Origin of the sequence: Moritella sp. 36, assembly GCF_018219415.1 — a bacterium.
Taxonomy (GTDB): Bacteria; Pseudomonadota; Gammaproteobacteria; order Enterobacterales; family Moritellaceae; genus Moritella.
Genome location: NZ_CP056120.1, coordinates 2,907,101 through 2,925,695, shown reverse-complemented (window position 1 = coordinate 2,925,695; position 18,595 = coordinate 2,907,101). Strand labels below are relative to the sequence as shown.

General features: G+C 40.3%; 11 protein-coding genes and 1 pseudogene. 7 read left to right on the top strand and 5 right to left on the bottom strand.

Annotated features, from left to right (window positions below):
* The first annotated feature begins 142 nt into the window (after positions 1–142).
* Entirely contained in the window at positions 143–679 is a 537-nt protein-coding gene (gene thpR / locus HWV03_RS12900) for an RNA 2',3'-cyclic phosphodiesterase (protein WP_211676271.1), read from the top strand.
* A 13-nt stretch (positions 680–692) separates the two neighbouring features.
* Here the strand turns inward: thpR and murQ are convergent, their stop codons facing one another.
* Positions 693–1,586, bottom strand: a complete 894-nt coding sequence (gene murQ / locus HWV03_RS12895) for an N-acetylmuramic acid 6-phosphate etherase (RefSeq protein WP_211676270.1) — start codon at positions 1,584–1,586, stop codon at positions 693–695.
* Positions 1,587–1,690: 104 nt separating this feature from the next.
* Here murQ and HWV03_RS12890 point away from each other — a divergent pair, with 104 nt between their 5' ends.
* Positions 1,691–3,658, top strand: a complete 1,968-nt coding sequence (locus HWV03_RS12890) for an ExeM/NucH family extracellular endonuclease (protein ID WP_255546801.1) — start codon at positions 1,691–1,693, stop codon at positions 3,656–3,658.
* Between the two features lie 149 nt (positions 3,659–3,807).
* Positions 3,808–4,848 carry a GGDEF domain-containing protein gene (locus tag HWV03_RS12885; protein WP_211676269.1) on the top strand — a complete coding sequence of 347 codons (1,041 nt, stop codon included), beginning with the start codon at positions 3,808–3,810 and terminating at the stop codon, positions 4,846–4,848.
* A 69-nt stretch (positions 4,849–4,917) separates the two neighbouring features.
* On the opposite strand, the gene HWV03_RS12880 is transcribed toward HWV03_RS12885, so the two are convergent.
* From HWV03_RS12880 to HWV03_RS12870, 3 genes are all read right to left on the bottom strand, one after another.
* Positions 4,918–6,549 (bottom strand): alkaline phosphatase, encoded by a 1,632-nt coding sequence (locus tag HWV03_RS12880; protein WP_211676268.1) that lies wholly within the window; start codon positions 6,547–6,549, stop codon positions 4,918–4,920.
* 232 nt (positions 6,550–6,781) lie between these two features.
* Entirely contained in the window at positions 6,782–8,452 is a 1,671-nt protein-coding gene (locus HWV03_RS12875) for an AMP-binding protein (RefSeq protein WP_211676267.1), read from the bottom strand.
* Between the two features lie 246 nt (positions 8,453–8,698).
* The gene (locus HWV03_RS12870) at positions 8,699–14,092 is read right to left on the bottom strand and encodes a M4 family metallopeptidase (RefSeq protein WP_211676266.1); all 5,394 of its coding nucleotides are present in this window, start codon (positions 14,090–14,092) and stop codon (positions 8,699–8,701) included.
* 599 nt (positions 14,093–14,691) lie between these two features.
* On the opposite strand from HWV03_RS12870, the gene HWV03_RS12865 reads away from it, so the two are divergent.
* Entirely contained in the window at positions 14,692–15,135 is a 444-nt protein-coding gene (locus tag HWV03_RS12865) for an HIT family protein (protein WP_211676265.1), read from the top strand.
* A gap of 293 nt (positions 15,136–15,428) precedes the next feature.
* Positions 15,429–16,934, top strand: coding sequence for an FAD-dependent oxidoreductase (locus tag HWV03_RS12860; protein ID WP_211676264.1), 1,506 nt, complete (start codon positions 15,429–15,431; stop codon positions 16,932–16,934).
* 78 nt (positions 16,935–17,012) lie between these two features.
* Here HWV03_RS12860 and HWV03_RS12855 read toward each other — a convergent pair whose 3' ends face one another.
* A complete protein-coding gene (locus HWV03_RS12855; protein WP_211676263.1) occupies positions 17,013–17,444 on the bottom strand; it encodes a septal ring lytic transglycosylase RlpA family protein in 432 nt (143 codons plus the stop codon).
* Between the two features lie 155 nt (positions 17,445–17,599).
* Between HWV03_RS12855 and HWV03_RS12850 the strand changes: the two are divergent.
* Positions 17,600–17,918, top strand: a pseudogene (locus tag HWV03_RS12850) (heavy metal-binding domain-containing protein).
* 188 nt (positions 17,919–18,106) lie between these two features.
* The gene (locus HWV03_RS12845) at positions 18,107–18,508 is read left to right on the top strand and encodes a YkgJ family cysteine cluster protein (RefSeq protein WP_211676262.1); all 402 of its coding nucleotides are present in this window, start codon (positions 18,107–18,109) and stop codon (positions 18,506–18,508) included.
* The last annotated feature ends 87 nt before the right edge of the window (positions 18,509–18,595 follow it).

Sequence of the window (18,595 nt, the reverse complement as noted above, 5' to 3'; positions counted from 1 at the left end):
ATTATCATTAAATGCTCGCGAGTGTATGCAGGATTATGATCGGCACTATGAAAAACAGGCAGTCAGTTGAACTGATGTATATAATTAGTAAGTAAGGTAGTTGTTAGCCTTATGATAACCACGCGTGTTCCATGGGTGTTGTATGCCAAGATTATTTACTGCCATAGAAGTCCCGAATGATGTTGATCGTGAATTGAATATGCTTGTTCCGACGACAGGGCAGAGCGTCGCTCAGGATACGAAACATATAACGCTGCGATTTATCGGTAATGTCACTGAAGCAGAAGCGACTGCCATTGAACTCGAATTGATATCCGTCAATGTCGACCCCTTTGTGTTGGCGGTTTCTGGTTGTCAATGTTTCAAATCACATGGCGATAAAACAATTTTTGTCACTAATATTATGCCAAGTGCGGCGCTGACCGACCTTCATCAACTCATCACTGCGGTATTGCTGCATCGGGGAATAAGCGTCGAGGAGCGTAAATATCTACCGCATATTACGGTGGCTCGTATTCATAGACCCAGTGATATATTGATTGATTCACTATTAGAAAAAGGTAAACGTGTCTCAACAGCGTTATTAGTTACCGGATTTGTATTATATTGTGCTGAACATGATTCAACGCAAAAATATGTTAAGCGCAGGGAATATATATTCACTAAGCCTAACACCTGAACAGTAATTAAGACTAAGACGTTAAAGCCTGACGTAAAAAACCTTGATTGTCAGCTAACTGTTGAGTTGCGGTATCGTAATCAACGCCGTTTAATTCCATTAAAATAGCCGATTTTACATGCTGGTTGGCTTGAAGCAATAATGTTTGTGCTCGTTCACGCTCTACACCTGTTACATCCATAATGATGTTTTCGCTACGTGTAATTAGCTTCTTATTTGAGGTTTTAACGTCAACCATCAAGTTTTGATAAACTTTACCAGTTCTTACCATCGCGCCAGTACTTAGCATGTTGAGTACTAACTTTTGGGCTGTACCCGCTTTCATTCGGCTTGAACCTGTGAGTACTTCAGGACCCACAACTGGCGTAATCGCAATTTTAGCAATGGCCGCTATTGGCGAGTCATTATTACAACTTATTGCAATCGTGTCGCAGCCGAGTTTATTGGCAAAATTTAAACCGCCAATTACATAGGGGGTTCGACCTGATGCGGCGATGCCAACAACAATATCGTGTGGTGTTAATTGGATCTGGTTTAAATCAACTTGCGCGGCATGTAAATCATCTTCTGCCCCTTCTTGGGCTTTAAACATTGCCGCTTCGCCACCTGCGATAATACCTTGTACTTGCTGACTACCTACACCGAATGTTGGTGGGCATTCCGATGCATCTAATACCCCTAAACGGCCTGATGTACCGGCACCAATATAAATCAATCGCCCGTTTTTCTGAAATGCGTGCGCGATCATGTCAATTGAAGCTGCAATAAGGGGTAATTCAAGTTTGATAGCTTGAGTGACTTTTTCGTCTTCACTATTGAATAGCTTAACAAGTTCTAATGTTGAAAGTTGATCTAGGTTAGCACTTGCTAAATTTCTTTGTTCTGAAGTAAGCGATTTTATATCCATAATAACTACACTCATACAATACAGACGCGGGGTCTAGTGAAAGGATTGATAGGCATGAGTTTAAAGCAGAAATGTATAGAATGCTAGGGCGTTTATTTGCATACATGATCAGCATAATATTGTTGCTTAATGATGTGTATGCAAATGAATTATTGAATGAAAATAATATAAGTTGTATCGGTGAGAATTACTCGATTAGTCAATTACAAGGGGAGGGGCATCGCTCTCCTTATGTGATAAATAAGGGAAGTAAACGATATCATAGTGATTTATTCTTTACTGTTAGGGGGGTTGTTACCAAGTTGAAACTGGGTCGCAATGCGGGTTTTTTCATGCAGCAAATAGATAAATCAACGTTGAGCCTCGCGTCAAAAGGGATTTTTGTCAGAACGACAGACATGACGAATATTAAGCTTGATACAAGTGTATGCGTGACTGGTGTTGTTGAAGAATATTACGGAATGACGCAATTACATCCCACAGCAGAAGTAATCGTGCTTGGCGATGCTAAGGCTGTAGCGCCTACCAATATCGTTGTTGCAACAGTTGACGCTAACTTTAGTGAAACCCTTGAACGCTATGAGGGAATGCGTGTACGTTTGGTCAATATGACGGATATGCGCGTGACGAAGCCTTTATATTACGATCGACGTTGGCAGCGTTATAATATCATTCTTAGTCATCAACAGATAAATATTCATCCAAATACGGTTGCTTTTCCTAGCAGTATTTTCGCCGACCAACATGCCCTGAATAACAAACAGCGGCGCTTATATTTACAGCTAGCTGGTCGACCTACATTAATAACCAAATCTGATTATATACGTGTTAATGACAAGGTTGCTGGCGTTGTGGGTATTTTGCAATTTAGTTATGGCGAATTTAGGTTGGTCACGGATGATCCGGTTTCTAAAATACAGTTTACCCATTTTAGTGACCGCGAAACATTACCCCCGCGGACGACACATCATTTGCGTATTGCTAGCTTCAATTTACTTAATTATTTTAATACAGCCGCTGGTGGCTCCCATAATCCATTAAGGCAAAATAGGGGGGCGACAACACTCTTAGCGCTACACCGACAAGAAACGAAATTGGTTAAAACAATCGTCACACTTGATGCTGACTTTATTGGTCTGATGGAAATAGAAAACAATGGCTTTGGTAAAAACTCGGCGATTCAACGGTTATTAAGCTTAGTCAATCGCCAAATACAGGATCCAGATAAACAGTATGAAATGCTGCAACCTGAGCAGTCAGATTTATATCGAGGGCGTTATTTAGGCTCAGGAGCGATAACGGTTGCTGGCTTTTATCGACCATCTAAACTTCAGCATGTCAGTACTCGCGTCATTGATCTGCCTATACAGCGCAGTATTTTGGGTAATGCTTATCATCGACCTGCATTAACGCCCACCTTTATGAGAGACCGTGATCATCAAAAAGAAAGACTCACTATTAGTGTTAACCATTTTAAATCTAAAGGTTCTAAATGTGTTGCAGATAAGCAACGCTCAGCAATGCTTAAGCGGTTAAAAACCAATAGTAGTAAGAATAAAGCTTTACAGCAGAAGTGGAAAAGATCCAAATTAAAGCAAGATAGGCAGGGACATTGTGCAGGGTTTAGATCGTTAGCCGCGAGTGTATTGGCGCAGTCATTAGCGAAGCAAGGTGGGGATAAGATCATCCTGGGTGATTTGAACAGTTATCCCAAAGAAGACCCGCTGTTAGTGTTAACTGATTATGAACAAGCGAGCTATGCTTATTATAAGATAAAGGGCAGTACACACAGTTATCTTGGTCAGCATTTAATCGTCCTTAAATTGGATAATGGTTTTGGTTATCATGATCCATTTATAAGTGAAAATACCGATAGCTGGACTTACTCTTTTCAGGCATTGGGTCGTTTGGATTATATATTAGTTAATACTGACCTTTTATCGGATGTCGTGGTAAAAAAAGTATGGCATATTAATGCGGCTGAAAGCCGATTATTAAATAAGGACAACGATTTTTTAAATGATATAGCATTCTCATCAGATCATGACCCTTTGTTTATTGAGTTAAAATAATACAACTTAATTCAATATAGAAATACCCAATTAATAGAATATCACTGTATAATAAACTACCAATTTCGAGGTGTTCTTATACTGTAATTAGCGGCTGAAATTATTGGCGTATTGTTTCCGATTATTATTTACTTATTATTTGGTGTGCGATGAAAAAAAAATTAACTTACCAAGAATTAGAAGCACAAGTTGTCAAACTAGAAAGTAAATCTGAAAATTTACAGCGACAACTTGATCTCGCTAATCAAATAACAAGTGAATCTTTAAGGTCGAAGAGGTTATTACAGACTTTAGTCGATACTATTCCCAGCCCACTGTTTTATAAAAATACCGACGGCGTATATCAACAGTGTAATGATGCTTTTGCTCAGACTATTTTAGGTATTGATAAAGACAAAATTATAAACAGGTCATTATTTGATTTAAGCGAATATATTCCTCGTGAATTAGCTGAAATTTTTTACGCTAAAGATTTATTATTACTTAACAATCCGGGTCAGCAAGTTTATGATACCTCGGTGAAATGTGCCGATGGATCTATTCGTATATTCACTTTTTATAAAGCATCGGTACTTGATGAACAACAGATCCTAGGGGTTGTTGGCGTAATGCTTGATGTGACTGAACTGGAGAATAAAAAACGTGAGTTACTAGAAAATAACCGTCGTTTAGAAAGGTGTTCACTCACAGACCCATTGACTGGACTGTACAATCGTCGTAAGTTCAACGCTGTGTTTCCAGATAGTTTACGTGTGGCTAAACGCCACCATCGTTTATTAAACTTCGCTATTATTGATATAGATAACTTTAAAAAATTCAATGATAACTATGGGCATGTAGCCGGTGATAATGCTTTGGTTATTATTTCTAATTTGCTACAGAATAGGTTATTACGCGCTGATGATTATATATTCCGCTTAGGTGGTGAAGAATTTGCCTTGTTATTTTATGCCGATGATGAAATCGCCGCATCGCAATTTGTGAACGATATTCGTTTAGCTGTGCAGGGTTTAGGGATCCAGCATAAGGAGAATAATGGTTATTCATGTGTAACAATATCATTAGGTATGGTGACGGTTAAAGATACAGATAAAGATAAAGATATGTTAGCCTTGTATGAAATGGCAGATAAATTGTTGTACAAAGTGAAAAACTCAGGGAAAAACCAGATATTAGCCAAACTCGTTTAAGGCGTACCTTAAACGAGTTTGGTTCATAACCTTACTTACCTTGGTTCAGTATTACCGTGAGGTGTTGTCTTATAGCAATGCGTCAGCCATTTTTTGACTTAGTTCAACATGATGTTGCATGGTCGAAAACTGTTTGGTGATATTCTCAGGTCCAAATGCATAGACAGGTACTGGAGAGGCTGTATGTGTGCCTGTTCCCCACACCACATTTTGCGCAGCACCTAATACACGGCCAATTAAGTTTGCGTGAATCTCGTCGCCGTATACGTAAAACTCCTTAAAGTCATTCACTTTCGGGAACGCCTTCGCGCTTAAGTATTTATGACCATCGACATGATATTCATTTTCTTCGCGTAAACCAATTGGTGCAGCTTGTTCTGGTGTGACTTTAAACGCGCTGTAACTGTTTATCGCATCAGCCCATTGTTGTCCTGTGCTATCTTTGAAGTCCCAATCTGCACTGACTTTATCCATCATTGCATAGAAAGTACCGCTTTGCGCATACAGTTTATCAAGTTGTGAAAGTGCGCCAAAGTTGAAGTTAGGTTTGTATTCTTTACCTTGCATGCCATTACCAGTTAAATGCTGTGCTGCTGGTAAGTCATTACGAGAATAACTGAATCCGAAGCTACCTGTTTCATGATCGGCGGTGATAATGACAAGGGTATCGTTACGATCTTTTACCCAGTCATAAACCGCGGCGACTGCTTCATCAAATTTTACTAATTCATGTAGCATCCAGCCCGCATCATTAACATGACCAGCCCAGTCTATTTGCCCACCTTCAATCATAAGGAAGAAACCATCTTCATCTTTAGATAATATATCTAAGGCTTTAATGGTCATGTCACGTAATGATGGTTGTGTGCAGCTGCTGTCTTGTTTGCATGCGGTATAAGCAATGCCGTCTGCCATACCTGAGTTGGCAAATAATCCCAGTAGTTTAGAGCCTTCAGCTGCGGCGAGTTGGTCTTTATCGAACGCAAGGTTGTAGCCGTATTGTTCTTTGGCTTCTAATAATAAATTACGTTGGTCTTTACGTTTTGATTTTTTGTAAAGGCTGTTAGGCATACCTAAAGCGGCCATTTGATCACGGCTAGCTTGGTTGGTTTTAATGTCCGCGGGTAGGAATACCCGAGTTCCGCCTGATAGCATCACATCGACACTGCCTGATTCGATTAGCTGTTCTGCGATCTTAGCTTCATACGAACGGTGTGGTTGATGGGCTGCGAATGCGGCGGGTGTTGCATGGGTAATACGGGTGTCTGATACTAGACCTGTTGCTTTACCCTGTGCTTTAGCTTTTTCTAAGATTGTCTCGACCACATTCCCTTGGCTATCTAGACCAATCATTTCAGAGCCAGCTGCGACGCCTGTCGCGAGTTGAGTTGCCGAGCATGCTGAATCAACAACAAGGCTACCATTACTCCCATAAGGGGCGTTTAACGATAAGCCCATCTGACCCGCATCAGCGAATGTTGATAATGCGGTTTTATTGCCTTTATCGTTATAAATAGAAAGCGGGGCACGCTGTGCATACTCTTCTAACAGACCTACCTGTTGGGGCCCCATACCATCGCCAATCATCAAGATTACATTTTTAACTTTGGTTGTTTCTGGCGTAGTTACAGCTGAAGAGTTGTTACAAGCGCTAAGAAACACGCTCGAAATCGCAAGCATTAATACACTATTTTTAATCATCATAAATCCCTGTAAATGGTTAATCTAGTTGTTTTTATTGCAGCTAGAGTACAGGGGTTTTGTTACACCTATGTGAAAGTGTGTAATGATATGTAAAGTAACTTGATAAGTAGTTGGTTGAGTTTAGTCATTACGTTAGGCTTTTAGCTTGTCAGATCGGTTTGTCTGTGACAATATAAAATACAACAAGGTATATAAGCTTGAGGGTACCTTGTTGTATTTAAAGCATTAATTAATCTTTTAATACCGTGATAAGCTCGCGCTTAAGTATTTTACCTACGGCACTTTTTGGTAGTGTATCGCGAAACTCAATCTTACGTGGTATTTTATAAGCGGTTAAATAACGGCGGCAGAATGTTTGTATGTCTTTGCTCGTCAGTGTTTTATTGGTACTGCATATAAATACTTTAATCTGCTCGCCAGTGATTTGGTGAGGGATGCCAACCGCAGCCGCTTCTTCAATATCAGGATGTAATCGAAGTACTTCTTCAATTTCAGCAGGGTAAACATTGAAGCCAGAAACCAAAATCATGTCTTTTTTACGATCTACAATAAAAAAAGCCCCGTCTTTATCCATACGTGCTATATCGCCAGTCGAAAACCAACCGTCACTATCAATTGATTGAGATGTTGCTTCTTCCTGCTTCCAATATCCAGCCATAACTTGAGGCCCTCGAACTTGCAGTTCGCCAACTTCATCGACTCCCAGTGGCTGCTTATCATCATTCACGACACGCATTTCTGTTGATGGTAATGGGACGCCAATACCCGCGGTATATTCTTGCTGAGTGTGTATACCACTACAAACAACAGGTGAACATTCTGTTAGACCATAACCTTCGATGATTGGCATCCCTGTGACTTTTTGCCATTCTTTTGCAACATCTTCTTGGGTTGACATACCACCTGCGATGGTAAAGCGACAGCTGCTGAAATCTAATGCGCGGAATTTTTCATTCTTTAACATCGCGTTGAAAAGAGTATTCAAGCCGAAAAAGGTAGTAAAAGGATAGTTTTTTAGTTCTTTGATAAAACCGTCCATATCTCGAGGATTAGTAATTAATAAATTACGCCCCCCGATCATCATTATAAACATCAAGCTTACTGAGTTAGCAAAGATATGATAAAGCGGTAAGGGAGTAACTACGTGATCATTAGACAAAAGTGTACGCGGGGAGAATTGACCAAAAACTTGCAATACGTTAGCGACAATATTGCGATGGGTTAACATTGCACCTTTTGCTACGCCTGTTGTACCGCCCGTATATTGTAGATATGCAATATCTTCAGGTTTACATGCGGGGCGGTGATAAGAACGTTTACGTCCAGTGGCTATGACTCTACGCATTGAAATTGCATTGGAAATGTGAAAGTCGGGGATCATTTTTTTAACGTACTTAATCGCGAAGTTAACCAAGGTACGTTTCGGTTGTGGTAGTTGATCGCCTATACTGGTCATGATCACATGCTTGATACTCGTTTGCGGTAATACCTTTTCCAGATTAGCGCCAAAATTGGTAATAGCAACAATCATTTTTGTGCCTGAATCCGCCAATTGATGCTGTAATTCTCGTTGAGTATAAAGGGGGTTAACGTTAACCGCAATTAGTCCGGCTCGAAGAATACCAAAAAGTGCAATTGGGTACTGCAGTAGGTTTGGCATCATTATTGCGCATCGGTCACCAGGCTGCATCTTAAGATCATGTTGTAGGTAGGAAGCAAAAGCTCGACTTTGTTCTTCAAGTTGACGAAAAGTCAGTGTTGCACCCATGTTCAAAAAGGCGATTGAATCTGCATGTTTTTTACAGCTCTGCTCTACGATATCTAAAATACTGTCATATTGTGATGCATCGATGAATTCTGGTACATCGCTAGGGTAGCTGTTTAGCCAAGCTTTTTCCATATTGTCATTCTCTGTAGGTCGAGGTGCAGTAGAGTTACTGCTCTAAAATGATAGGTGTTGGCAGATCATAACTCTGTTAGATGGATATGCAAATTATTATCTATCAATTAAAGCATAAATTAGTGAAAAAAAGCGTTGAATTATTACTTTGCATACACAGTACTTTAGCAGGTAGGAAAGACACTCTCGGATGAAGGCCCTGTTGATGTTAATCAACAGGGCCTTATGGTTTATATAGCCGTTTCTTTATCGATTTTCATTTTGACGAAAGAATAACAATGAAGCTAGCGTTAAGAGGAACCATAACGACAATGCACCACCTGAAGATTCATCATCAAGAGTCAACGTTGTATTCGTGATCTTCAGATTAAGAGCTTGTCTTACAACTGTGTGACCGTCGCTGACTGCTAGTTCTATAACAGTATTGGTATCATGACTTACTTCGGGCAATGATAGCTTTATTTTACCTGCGGCTATGTTAGTTAACTGAATATCGATGCTGTCAGGTAAAATCCATTGGTAAATAAGTAAATCATTATCAATGTCACTACTACTTGATGCATCAATGATAATATTCGTTAGTTCTGATGCAGTACTCGGTGCTGATACAATCACGTTTGGTGCGTTATTTTCTATTTCAGGATAAACAGCAGCAGTGATAGATACGCTATTATTCGTGGCTTTATCTATATCATAATGACCACCGTCTTCGATCTGGATTAATATACATTCATCTCCTTGATTTAAGCCATATACATAGCTTTCATGCATTATCTCGGGGCAATTTCCGTTGAGGTTGAATGGCGCAGAAGATACATTGTCATGCGTGCCTGTGCTGAGTATTGACCAGCCAGATAATTTAGTATGTAAATACAAGAATGAATTTGCAGGTAATGGTTCTGTCGGGACCACAATAAACGTCGATTCACCACTCGGTTTTTTACTTATTCGCACATTGATTAACGCACTTGCTAATAGTTGCTCATCAACATGAATTGAATTGGTATTTACCGGAATATCCTTGAAATGAATATTTGCAAACTCAGCATCGGAACCTTTACTTTGTAAGTTAATATCGCCAAGTGATAATTTACTTGAAGTCTTAACAAATAAGGGCAGCTTATTGCTACTTAAGGGTAATTGAGTTGTGTTGTTATTATTATCGAGGTAGTCAACAATACCATCACCATCGGTGTCAGCATAACCTTCATCTTGATCGTTAATACCATCCTTGTCAGTGTCTTCTAGCCCTAACGCTGGTAGTGTATTTGTGACCAAAATTTGGACTGTTAACTGATTATATAACAGTGCCGCAGTATTCGTTTCTGACACGGTTATATCGATAGAATAAGTACCCGTTGGGATCGTCGCTGGGTTAAATTCGATACGGTTCCCATTCTGCTGTGTGAGTGCCGCTTCGAATTCACTCGGAAGGTCGAATGAAACTGTATGCTGGTCAGCTAAATTGATATCATTGACCGATACATCAAGATAAGCTAAACCAAGACTTTTTTGTACTAAAGTCACAGCCTGTTGCGATTGCTTAATATTAACACTCAGGTTTGGTGCTTGATTATCGCTAATTAGTGATATTTGACTGGTGCCACTGGCGATGTGTGCATTTACCGCACTGTCTAGACCGACAGTGATACTGTCACCGGAGTGGTTCGCTGGGATATTGAATATTAACTCACCAGACATACCATGGTTAATGCTTAACTGCGATTGTATCGGTGTTATTAATCCAGCTACTGTGTAATCAATTTGCACAGGATATTGCGCAGCCTCACCATTGAGGTAAACGGGCACGATGACTTGATTACCAATTGCAGTTTGGATTTGAGCCGGTATTTCAACCTGTGGATTGATGGCAACAGTAACTTGTGCCATCGTCGTATTATTTGACTGATCTACAGCCTGAACGTTAACAAGGTGTAATCCCGATTTTAATAGAGAAGGTGTTGTTATTTGTGCATTAATATCACCATCTACAAGATCACTTGCTTGTAGGTATAACAGTTGAGTTAGATCTGTAAATATACCCTGGCTAGAGACCTGATAGAGTGGAGTTGAATCAAATTCTGGTGCAGTAGTATCTCTAATTCGTAATATTTGTGTTGCTGTTGCAGTGTTGCCTGAGTGATCCGTTGCAGTCCAGATAATGTTATGATCACCAATCGCTAGGTTCGCCGTTATATTGTGGTTCACTTGAACAGGTAATCTGCCATTATCACTGACTGTGTTAGGCGGTAAGGTGAGGGAACTAACGTTCGTTAATATCGCTTCTGCTTCAATCTGAATATCAGCAATAGCGTTAAATGTTGGCGCTTGCATCTCACCTACGTTGCTATCGCGAGGTGCGCTATCTTCGCTGTCTGGCACTCCGTCAGCATCTGTATCACTATTGTTGATGTCAGAATCTATCTGGTATTCTACTAAATTGGTAAGACCATCCTGATCAGGGTCAAGTGACGCATCGGTTGGGTCGTTTGGATCCAGACTATTGTCTAATTCCCATTGGTCAGGCATACCATCATTGTCACTATCTTGAATAGTTGAATTAAAACTAACGTTGTCGATCCAAGCGCGGTCTTTACCGGTAGATACACTGCTATCTTTATGATAAACCCATTTAATGGTGTGATTGCCAGCTGAAATATTGACAGTGTGTGTTAACCAGTTTTGATCGCCTGAAATATTGGTCATAGCTTGGCCATCAAGATAAACGGTTAAAAAATCCCAGTTTAATTCTGATTCAACTTTATAATCATAGGATAAAACCCCTTCATTAAAATTCCCGAACCAGATGATAGTTGAATTCTGATGATGCTCTATATTTTGAGACATTAATGAATAGTTGCTATTTTTTGCTTCATCATGACTGACCTTCCAACTTGCGTTGGCATTGACATCACTAATCCAGCCTTGTGGTAATTGCAGGTCTTCGAAATCGAATAAAACATTTGTAATCGATGGCGGCTGCTGATTTGCATCACTTGGGTCCGTTCCTGCTTGAAATTCTGAAAGATTAGAAAAACCATCATGATCTAAGTCATCAAGTGCATCAAGATTGTTAAGTGGGTCTAAGCCATACGATATTTCCCATCCATCAGACATTTGATCACTATCACTATCTGCGTTGTTAGCTAAAGTCCCGAGTTGAAATTCGGTCAAATTATCTAAACCATCGCTGTCTAAATCAGTATTGGCATCGATTGGATCATTTGGATTAAGGCCATTACTGATTTCCCATGAATCTGTCATACCATCATCATCACTATCTCGACCCGTCGAGTAGAATGCGACATTATCTAGCCAAGCACGATCTGCGCCTTGTGAGACACTTCCGTCCTTACTATAACGGAAACTAAGCGTATGCAGACCAGAAGATAACGTGCGGTTGAAATTTTTCCACTCTTCGTCTCCAGATGCTTGGAGTACTTGTTGCTCATCGATATATAGTTCAAAGAAGTCATAGTCGAGTTCGCTATCTATTTTATAGTCAAACGACAATGTACCTTCACTAAATAAAGCACTCCAGAGCAGCTCTGCAGTTTGGGTATCAGCAATGGTTTTATTCGCGAGTGAATACGCGCCTGTTGACGGGACCTCGCTGACTAATCCCCAGTTGTTATCTACATTAATTAATTGACTTGGTATCGTTGCATCTTCAAAATCGAAGAGAGCGTTTGTGACAATTTCAGGCGTAGAGTTTGAATCGAAAGGGTCTGTACCTAATAAGTACTCGTCAATATTCGTTACGCCATCAGAATCTGAATCGAGTTGTGCATCGTTAGGATCTAATGGGTCGAGTCCAACGCTAATTTCCCATTGGTCGGGAAGTTCGTCATTGTCTGTATCTGTATTATTCGGATCTGTACCATAAATTGATATTTCTTCATAATCAGTTAAGCCATCGCCATCAGAGTCGGCTATGGTGGGATTAGTATCTGCAAGGTATTCATCTAAGTTTGATAAACCATCTTGGTCTAGATCCTGTGCTGCATCAGCTGGCGTCGTATAATCTAAACCATAGGATTGTTCCCAATAATCAGACATGCCATCATTATCTTCATCACGAAAAGGAAGATTGTCACATGTAACGCCAACCTGTGTAAAAGCATCGATAACGGCAAAAGTGTCATACCCATTATCAGCGCTGGCGTTGATTACGCCACATGCGCCATCGACAAAATCTGTTGATTGAGTCCAATAAAATCGGTTAGCATCAAGCATAATTGAGAATGCTTTTTTGATGTTCCATCCTGGTGTGTTTGAAAGAATATAAAAGGCACGATTAAATACGCCACTACTATGGTGTACATCGATACCGTTATAATAGTCATCTGCATGGCCAATTGATATACCATCAAGAGTTGGGTCTTCAAAAAAGCGGAACGCGCCCCCATCTTTGGTAATATCTGCACCCATTAACCAATCATTACTGCCACGTACAAATAACTCTGCAGTTTCACCTGCCATGTCAGAAAACGATTCGTTGATACCGCCAGACTGGCCATTATAAATTAAGTCTGAATTTTGGTCTGTGAAGCCATGGCTGACTTCATGTGCGACAATATCAAGAGAAACCAAAGGATAAATACTACTATCACCATCACCAAAGGTCATGCTCGAACCATCCCAAAAGGCATTAGCATAGTTATTATCGTAATGCACTTTCATGACTAATTGGAATGTTAAAGGTGCTAGGCCATACCAGTCTTTGTACATATCAAAGACTGCATTACCAAATCCGTGAGCATCGTTAAGCGGAGAGTATGCGCCATTTATTTCTTTATATTCATTACGTGAACAAGTAAAAGCAAAGGTGTCGTTGTTAGTTGAACCGTGTTGTAAATCAATGGTTCGGACGTTTTCATTTTCGAGTAAACAATTGGTACCATCTTGTGTGATATCTAGTGCTGTGTAATCAGTACCGTATTCATATCGACCCACTTTCGCGTTACCGCCTGGCCCCGTTGCAGCTGCGTGTTGTAGGTTATTCCATGAATCGATAATAAATTTGGTATCGGCATCCACTAATAAGATAGGTTGTGCGATGTTACCTTGGTCATCTTCAAGCTTAAATGAGACATACCAAACCAGTATTGCTGTGTTCTGTTCATTTAAGTGAATGTAATTTTTAATTTCAATGTTGGATACTTGGGTGTTTTCACTTAAACCAAATTTTGTTTTTGCTTTAACGATAAGCGTTGTTTGTAACTCTTCACTTGGTTTAGTGTTTGCTAATGCAGAGGCCGAAAGCTTAACATCTAATTCAATGTTCTTTAATTGTTTGCCATTTAAGGCATAAATTTGACTCTTAGCATCACGATGAACGGCTATTTGATGACCCCAAACAGGAATACCTAAGTAATTTTGTTGATACTTATTGTGAGTTCTCTCTGCATTTTTTGTTTTGCTTTGGCCTGTAAACGTTTGAGAGGAAATTTTTGGTAATAGCTGAAAGCTGTTGGGACTGCTTTGAGTGCCACTGAGCGAAAGTTGACTCGCTAAATTAAGGTGACTTTCGATACTTTCTGCATCTTTTAAATTGAGCCGATGTGACTCAGCTGCTTGGGCAATAAAGCTCGCTGATGACAAGCAAAGCAGTAAGTGTATTTTGGTGATATGCTGCATTTATTTAATATCCTTATTTATTCGGGACTCTGCCATGACATGTGCTCGAATATAATGCTGCGTACTTTAAACGTCCATATTACTTAAGGTACTGATTGAAATTGATAATTTAAGGGTGATGGCCCTGTTCAATCTTATATTTTGGATTGATTTTATTACTTAGTCCATACTCGTACTACTGAATCTCATTCGCGATAGTAGATTATATTGGTCACTTATTTTTCGTTGTGAACATTTAATAGTTGATATTATCGTTAATTAATATTTATTGATGTACTAAATCTTTTATTTGATGACAAAGTAGTATTTTTTAAAATTTAGATGTAAGGCACATATAAGAGATAAATGAGACATTAGTATGAGAATTAACTTAGATGACATCATTTATTAATAAGTAACAGGGCTTAATCAGCAATGGTCTGAGGATATAGAACACTTGATGAATATGAACCGAGCATGATGGTCGGTAGTTAAATCATAGGGCTATTTAATACGTCGAACTTTGTGATAACAGCCGTCAATGGTTGTAGACCGTTTACCTTGCCGTTTTAACTTGGTAAAGTTTTGTTTATTTGACTGTTTTCACCAAGGAGTAAGGTATGTTTACTGAGTACGACAATAATAATCTTTTCGCAAAGATTTTAAAGAACGAAATTCCCTGTATAAAGGTCTATGAAGACGAATATACGTTGGCTTTTCTGGATATTATGCCGCAAATGGAAGGGCATACCTTGGTTATACCGAAGGAGTCAGCTGTGACCATATATGACCTTACTGATGAAGCTGCTTTGGCATGCATGCGTACAGTTAAATTAATTGCTTCTGCTGTTGAAAAAGCAGTTGGATTCGCTGGCTCTACAGTATTTCAACATAATGGTGAAAAGGCTGGCCAAACTGTTCCTCACTTTCATTTTCATGTTTTGCCTGGTTCAATATTTGATGCAAGTGCTATAAAAGGGCATGCAGTTGAACTTGCAAGTCCTGATGATCTAAACGTTATGGCAGACAAAATAATTGCGTGCATTGAAGCTGCTCAATCCTAGCCTATAAGAATAGGTGTCGTTGCGTCGACACCTATTTGGTACGCGACAGTAAGCTTGTGCCGGTTACTCTTCGTTCTTGCCTTGCTAAAAATCGCCGCAAATACAGACTGCATCAAGAAAAAACCAAGTTTTCTCCAGTTAAACGGTTATAGACCGTAATGAGCGTTATAATCACACCTTAACTTTCAGTTTAAATATCAGTTTAATTTAGGCCACAACATGAGCTTAACAGCTGAGAGTTTCTTACTTTAAGAGTGATTAATCGCGGGTTAAATATAGGGCAGGTAGAAAAGTTGAAGATTGAAGAGAACTACTGGAATATTTGTACTGAATGTAAAGGCCGTGGGAAAGTAAGTAAGCGGCTCCGTAAGAAAGTAAGACTTCGCTACCAGCGAGAACTAGCGCTATTTGAAAAAAACAACTGCGAAGGGGCTGCTCCGCTTCGCCCTAAGCCTCATCTTGATGCCTGCTCGAATTGTAAAGGTTCAGGTCTGATTCGTTCCGCTATCCAAACCTTCGTTGATGGACCAGATACAGAAAACTACCCACACCTTGCGATTATTGGCGGGGGTATAGGTGGGGTGGCCCTTGCTGTAGCTTGCCTGCACCGTGGCATTCCTTTTACGCTTTATGAGCGCGATAGCGGCTTCGACGCACGGTCTCAAGGTTATGGGCTTACCCTGCAGCAAGCGAGTAGAGCGATCGAGGGGCTGGGCATTTTCTCGTTAGAGGAAGGCATAATTTCAACCCGACATGTGGTTCATACGACCGAAGGAAAAGTGCTGGGTGAATGGGGTATCCGCAAGTGGGTTCCGTCAGACGAGAGAAAACTACCCAAGCGTACCAATGTCCATATCGCGAGGCAGTCGTTACGCTTAGCCTTGCTTGAGCAGCTAGGTGGGCATGATGCAGTGCAGTGGGGACATCAGTTAGTTGATTTTAAACAATCTGACAGTGATGGTGTTGATTTAAGCTTTCAGGTTGATGGTGAGATAAAGCACGCCCATGCAGATCTTATCGTTGGTGCAGACGGTATTCGTAGTTCGGTTCGTAAATTGTTGATAGGTGATGACGCTTCGCCATTAAATTATTTAGGCTGTATCGCGATTTTGGGTATTTGTCCTCTGTCTGCTATCGGGAGTGCTATTGAAGGTAATAATGAAGGCGAAGATTTCGACCGTACTTTACTGGATTCGGCCACGGTATTCCAAACTGCGAATGGGCATGAGCGGATCTATATCATGCCTTATGACGCGGACTCGGTAATGTGGCAGCTTAGCTTTCCAATGTCTGAAGAAGCGGCCAAAATATTGAGTGCGCTAGGCCCTAAGGCATTGAAGGAAGACGCGATTCGTCGATGTCAGTGGCACGCGCCTATTCCGCAGATTTTAACGGCGACGCCGGAGGCGCTAGTTTCAGGTTACCCTGTGTATGACCGAACGCTACTCGAGTCTGAATTATTGGTAAAAGGGGCTAACGTGACGTTAATCGGCGATGCCGCTCATCCTATGAGTCCGTTCAAAGGACAAGGTGCGAATCAAGCGCTGCTGGATGCGTTGGCACTGGCTAGAGTCATTACAAAAGAATGTAGACCCTTGTCTAAATGGCGCGAAGCTGGTGTAAGGGAAAGTGTGCTAACTGAGTTTGAAGCCGAAATGTTGGAACGTAGTGCGAAGAAGGTGAAAGGTTCAGCAGAGGCTGCTGAGTTTCTGCATACCGATATCGTGCTGCATGAGGGCGATGAACCGAGAGGGCGTTGTCTAGACAGAAAAGCGGAAAATGAAGAGGAACACAAATAAGGTAACATAACATGACGCTTGTTGTGGCTTAATGATCTTGTATACTGAAGTAGGTGTCTTGTAATAGACACCTACCTTTTAGTGCTTGTATCTAAAGGTATGACTATCATCCAGAATTTCTATTCTGACAGGAACGACCCCTTGATTTGTACTGCCTATTTTTTCAAATGCTTTTTGAGAAAGGTCTATTACTCTGCCTCGAACAAACGGTCCTCTATCATTAATTTTGACATCGACAGATTTACTGTTAGCCGTATTAATAACCCTAACGACTGTACCAAAAGGTAGGGTTTTATGCGCGGCAGTATATGCTCTCATATTGTATTTTTCGCCACTGGCAGTCAGCTTGCCGTGGAATCTTTTACCATACCAAGACGCTTGACCGACAAGATCGTGAGATCGTGAGTAGGCTATTGTTTTAGGTGACGCGGATGTAGATGTAGAAGTAGATGTACAAGCTGTCAGTATGGAAAGGACTAGCATTGTAAATATAAAGCTTAACTTTTTCATGTTATTTTAATATCACTTTTTAAGTAATGTTTCATATTTTGCCCATATCTTAATAATTCATCGCGGTGTGAGACATCAACATTTTAGTTTTGTTCCAAAATCCCCGCCAGTTTGCTATGCAGTTGAGCTTGGCTTTATATTATTAAGGAAATGTTATGATCTATTCAACAACAGAGTCAATTCCAGGCCAGGAAATAGAAGAAATAGTAGGTGTAGTGACAGGTAACGTCGTTCAAGCAAAGCATATAGGACGTGACATCATGGCTAGTTTAAAAAGTATTGTCGGTGGTGAAATTCGAGGTTATACAGAAATGTTAACGGAGGCTAGGGATATAGCAGTTCAACGTCTCATTGCAAATGCGCATGAAAAAGGGGGCTGATGCTGTTGTAGGCATTCGTTTTACTACAAGCGCAATTATGGATGGCTCATCTGAAATTATGGTCTTTGGAACGGCTGTTAAATTAAAAAAATAATAAGTACTTAAAAATAAAAAACAGTTGCCTCTGTCCGTTAATTACAATTTTAGCCCACTTTATTTGATCGCTAGTGACCTAGGTGAAAAGACGGAGTAAATCAAGACGTCGTATGCTTACAAATGTTAACATACGCCGTAAATTTGCAGGCATTGTCATTTTCTAGTGACGTTAGGTAGAGAACTATAATGGTTTCGGAATACGAGAAAATAAAATTATTGTTAAAAAACAAGAGTAAGAACAATAATAAAGAGGACCTTGCACGCCTGCGCAAAGAGATCCCGACGTTTGAATGTACGCCGGGTTGCCACGATTGCTGCGGGCCGGTAACGACGTCTGCAGAAGAAATGTCGCGCCTGCCATATAAAACGGATGCCGAGCATGAAGCTGCATTAAATGAATATAACTGTGTACATTTAGGCCCTAAAGGTTGCACTGTCTACGAGGAGCGGCCGTTGATCTGCCGACTGTTTGGTACAACACCGAAAATGCCTTGTCCTAATGATCGCAGACCAGATGAAATGATTGACGTTAAAGTCGAGGGACAGATCCATCACTACATCAGAAATACACGACAAGTGTTGGTGTAACTAAAAAATTAATCAATTAAAGCGTAACGGAGATAAAATGGAATTTATTCTGAATAAGTAACAACATTAAACTCGGTTCAATCCTTA

Bases quoted from the DNA above. Each gene is read 5' to 3' on its own strand.
- thpR (WP_211676271.1), top strand. From the start codon at position 143: ATGCCAAGATTATTTACTGCCATAGAAGTCCCGAATGATGTTGATCGT.
- murQ (WP_211676270.1), bottom strand. From the start codon at position 1,586: ATGGATATAAAATCGCTTACTTCAGAACAAAGAAATTTAGCAAGTGCT.
- HWV03_RS12890 (WP_255546801.1), top strand. From the start codon at position 1,691: ATGATCAGCATAATATTGTTGCTTAATGATGTGTATGCAAATGAATTA.
- HWV03_RS12885 (WP_211676269.1), top strand. From the start codon at position 3,808: ATGAAAAAAAAATTAACTTACCAAGAATTAGAAGCACAAGTTGTCAAA.
- HWV03_RS12880 (WP_211676268.1), bottom strand. From the start codon at position 6,549: ATGATTAAAAATAGTGTATTAATGCTTGCGATTTCGAGCGTGTTTCTT.
- HWV03_RS12875 (WP_211676267.1), bottom strand. From the start codon at position 8,452: ATGGAAAAAGCTTGGCTAAACAGCTACCCTAGCGATGTACCAGAATTC.
- HWV03_RS12870 (WP_211676266.1), bottom strand. From the start codon at position 14,092: ATGCAGCATATCACCAAAATACACTTACTGCTTTGCTTGTCATCAGCG.
- HWV03_RS12865 (WP_211676265.1), top strand. From the start codon at position 14,692: ATGTTTACTGAGTACGACAATAATAATCTTTTCGCAAAGATTTTAAAG.
- HWV03_RS12855 (WP_211676263.1), bottom strand. From the start codon at position 17,444: ATGAAAAAGTTAAGCTTTATATTTACAATGCTAGTCCTTTCCATACTG.
- HWV03_RS12845 (WP_211676262.1), top strand. From the start codon at position 18,107: ATGGTTTCGGAATACGAGAAAATAAAATTATTGTTAAAAAACAAGAGT.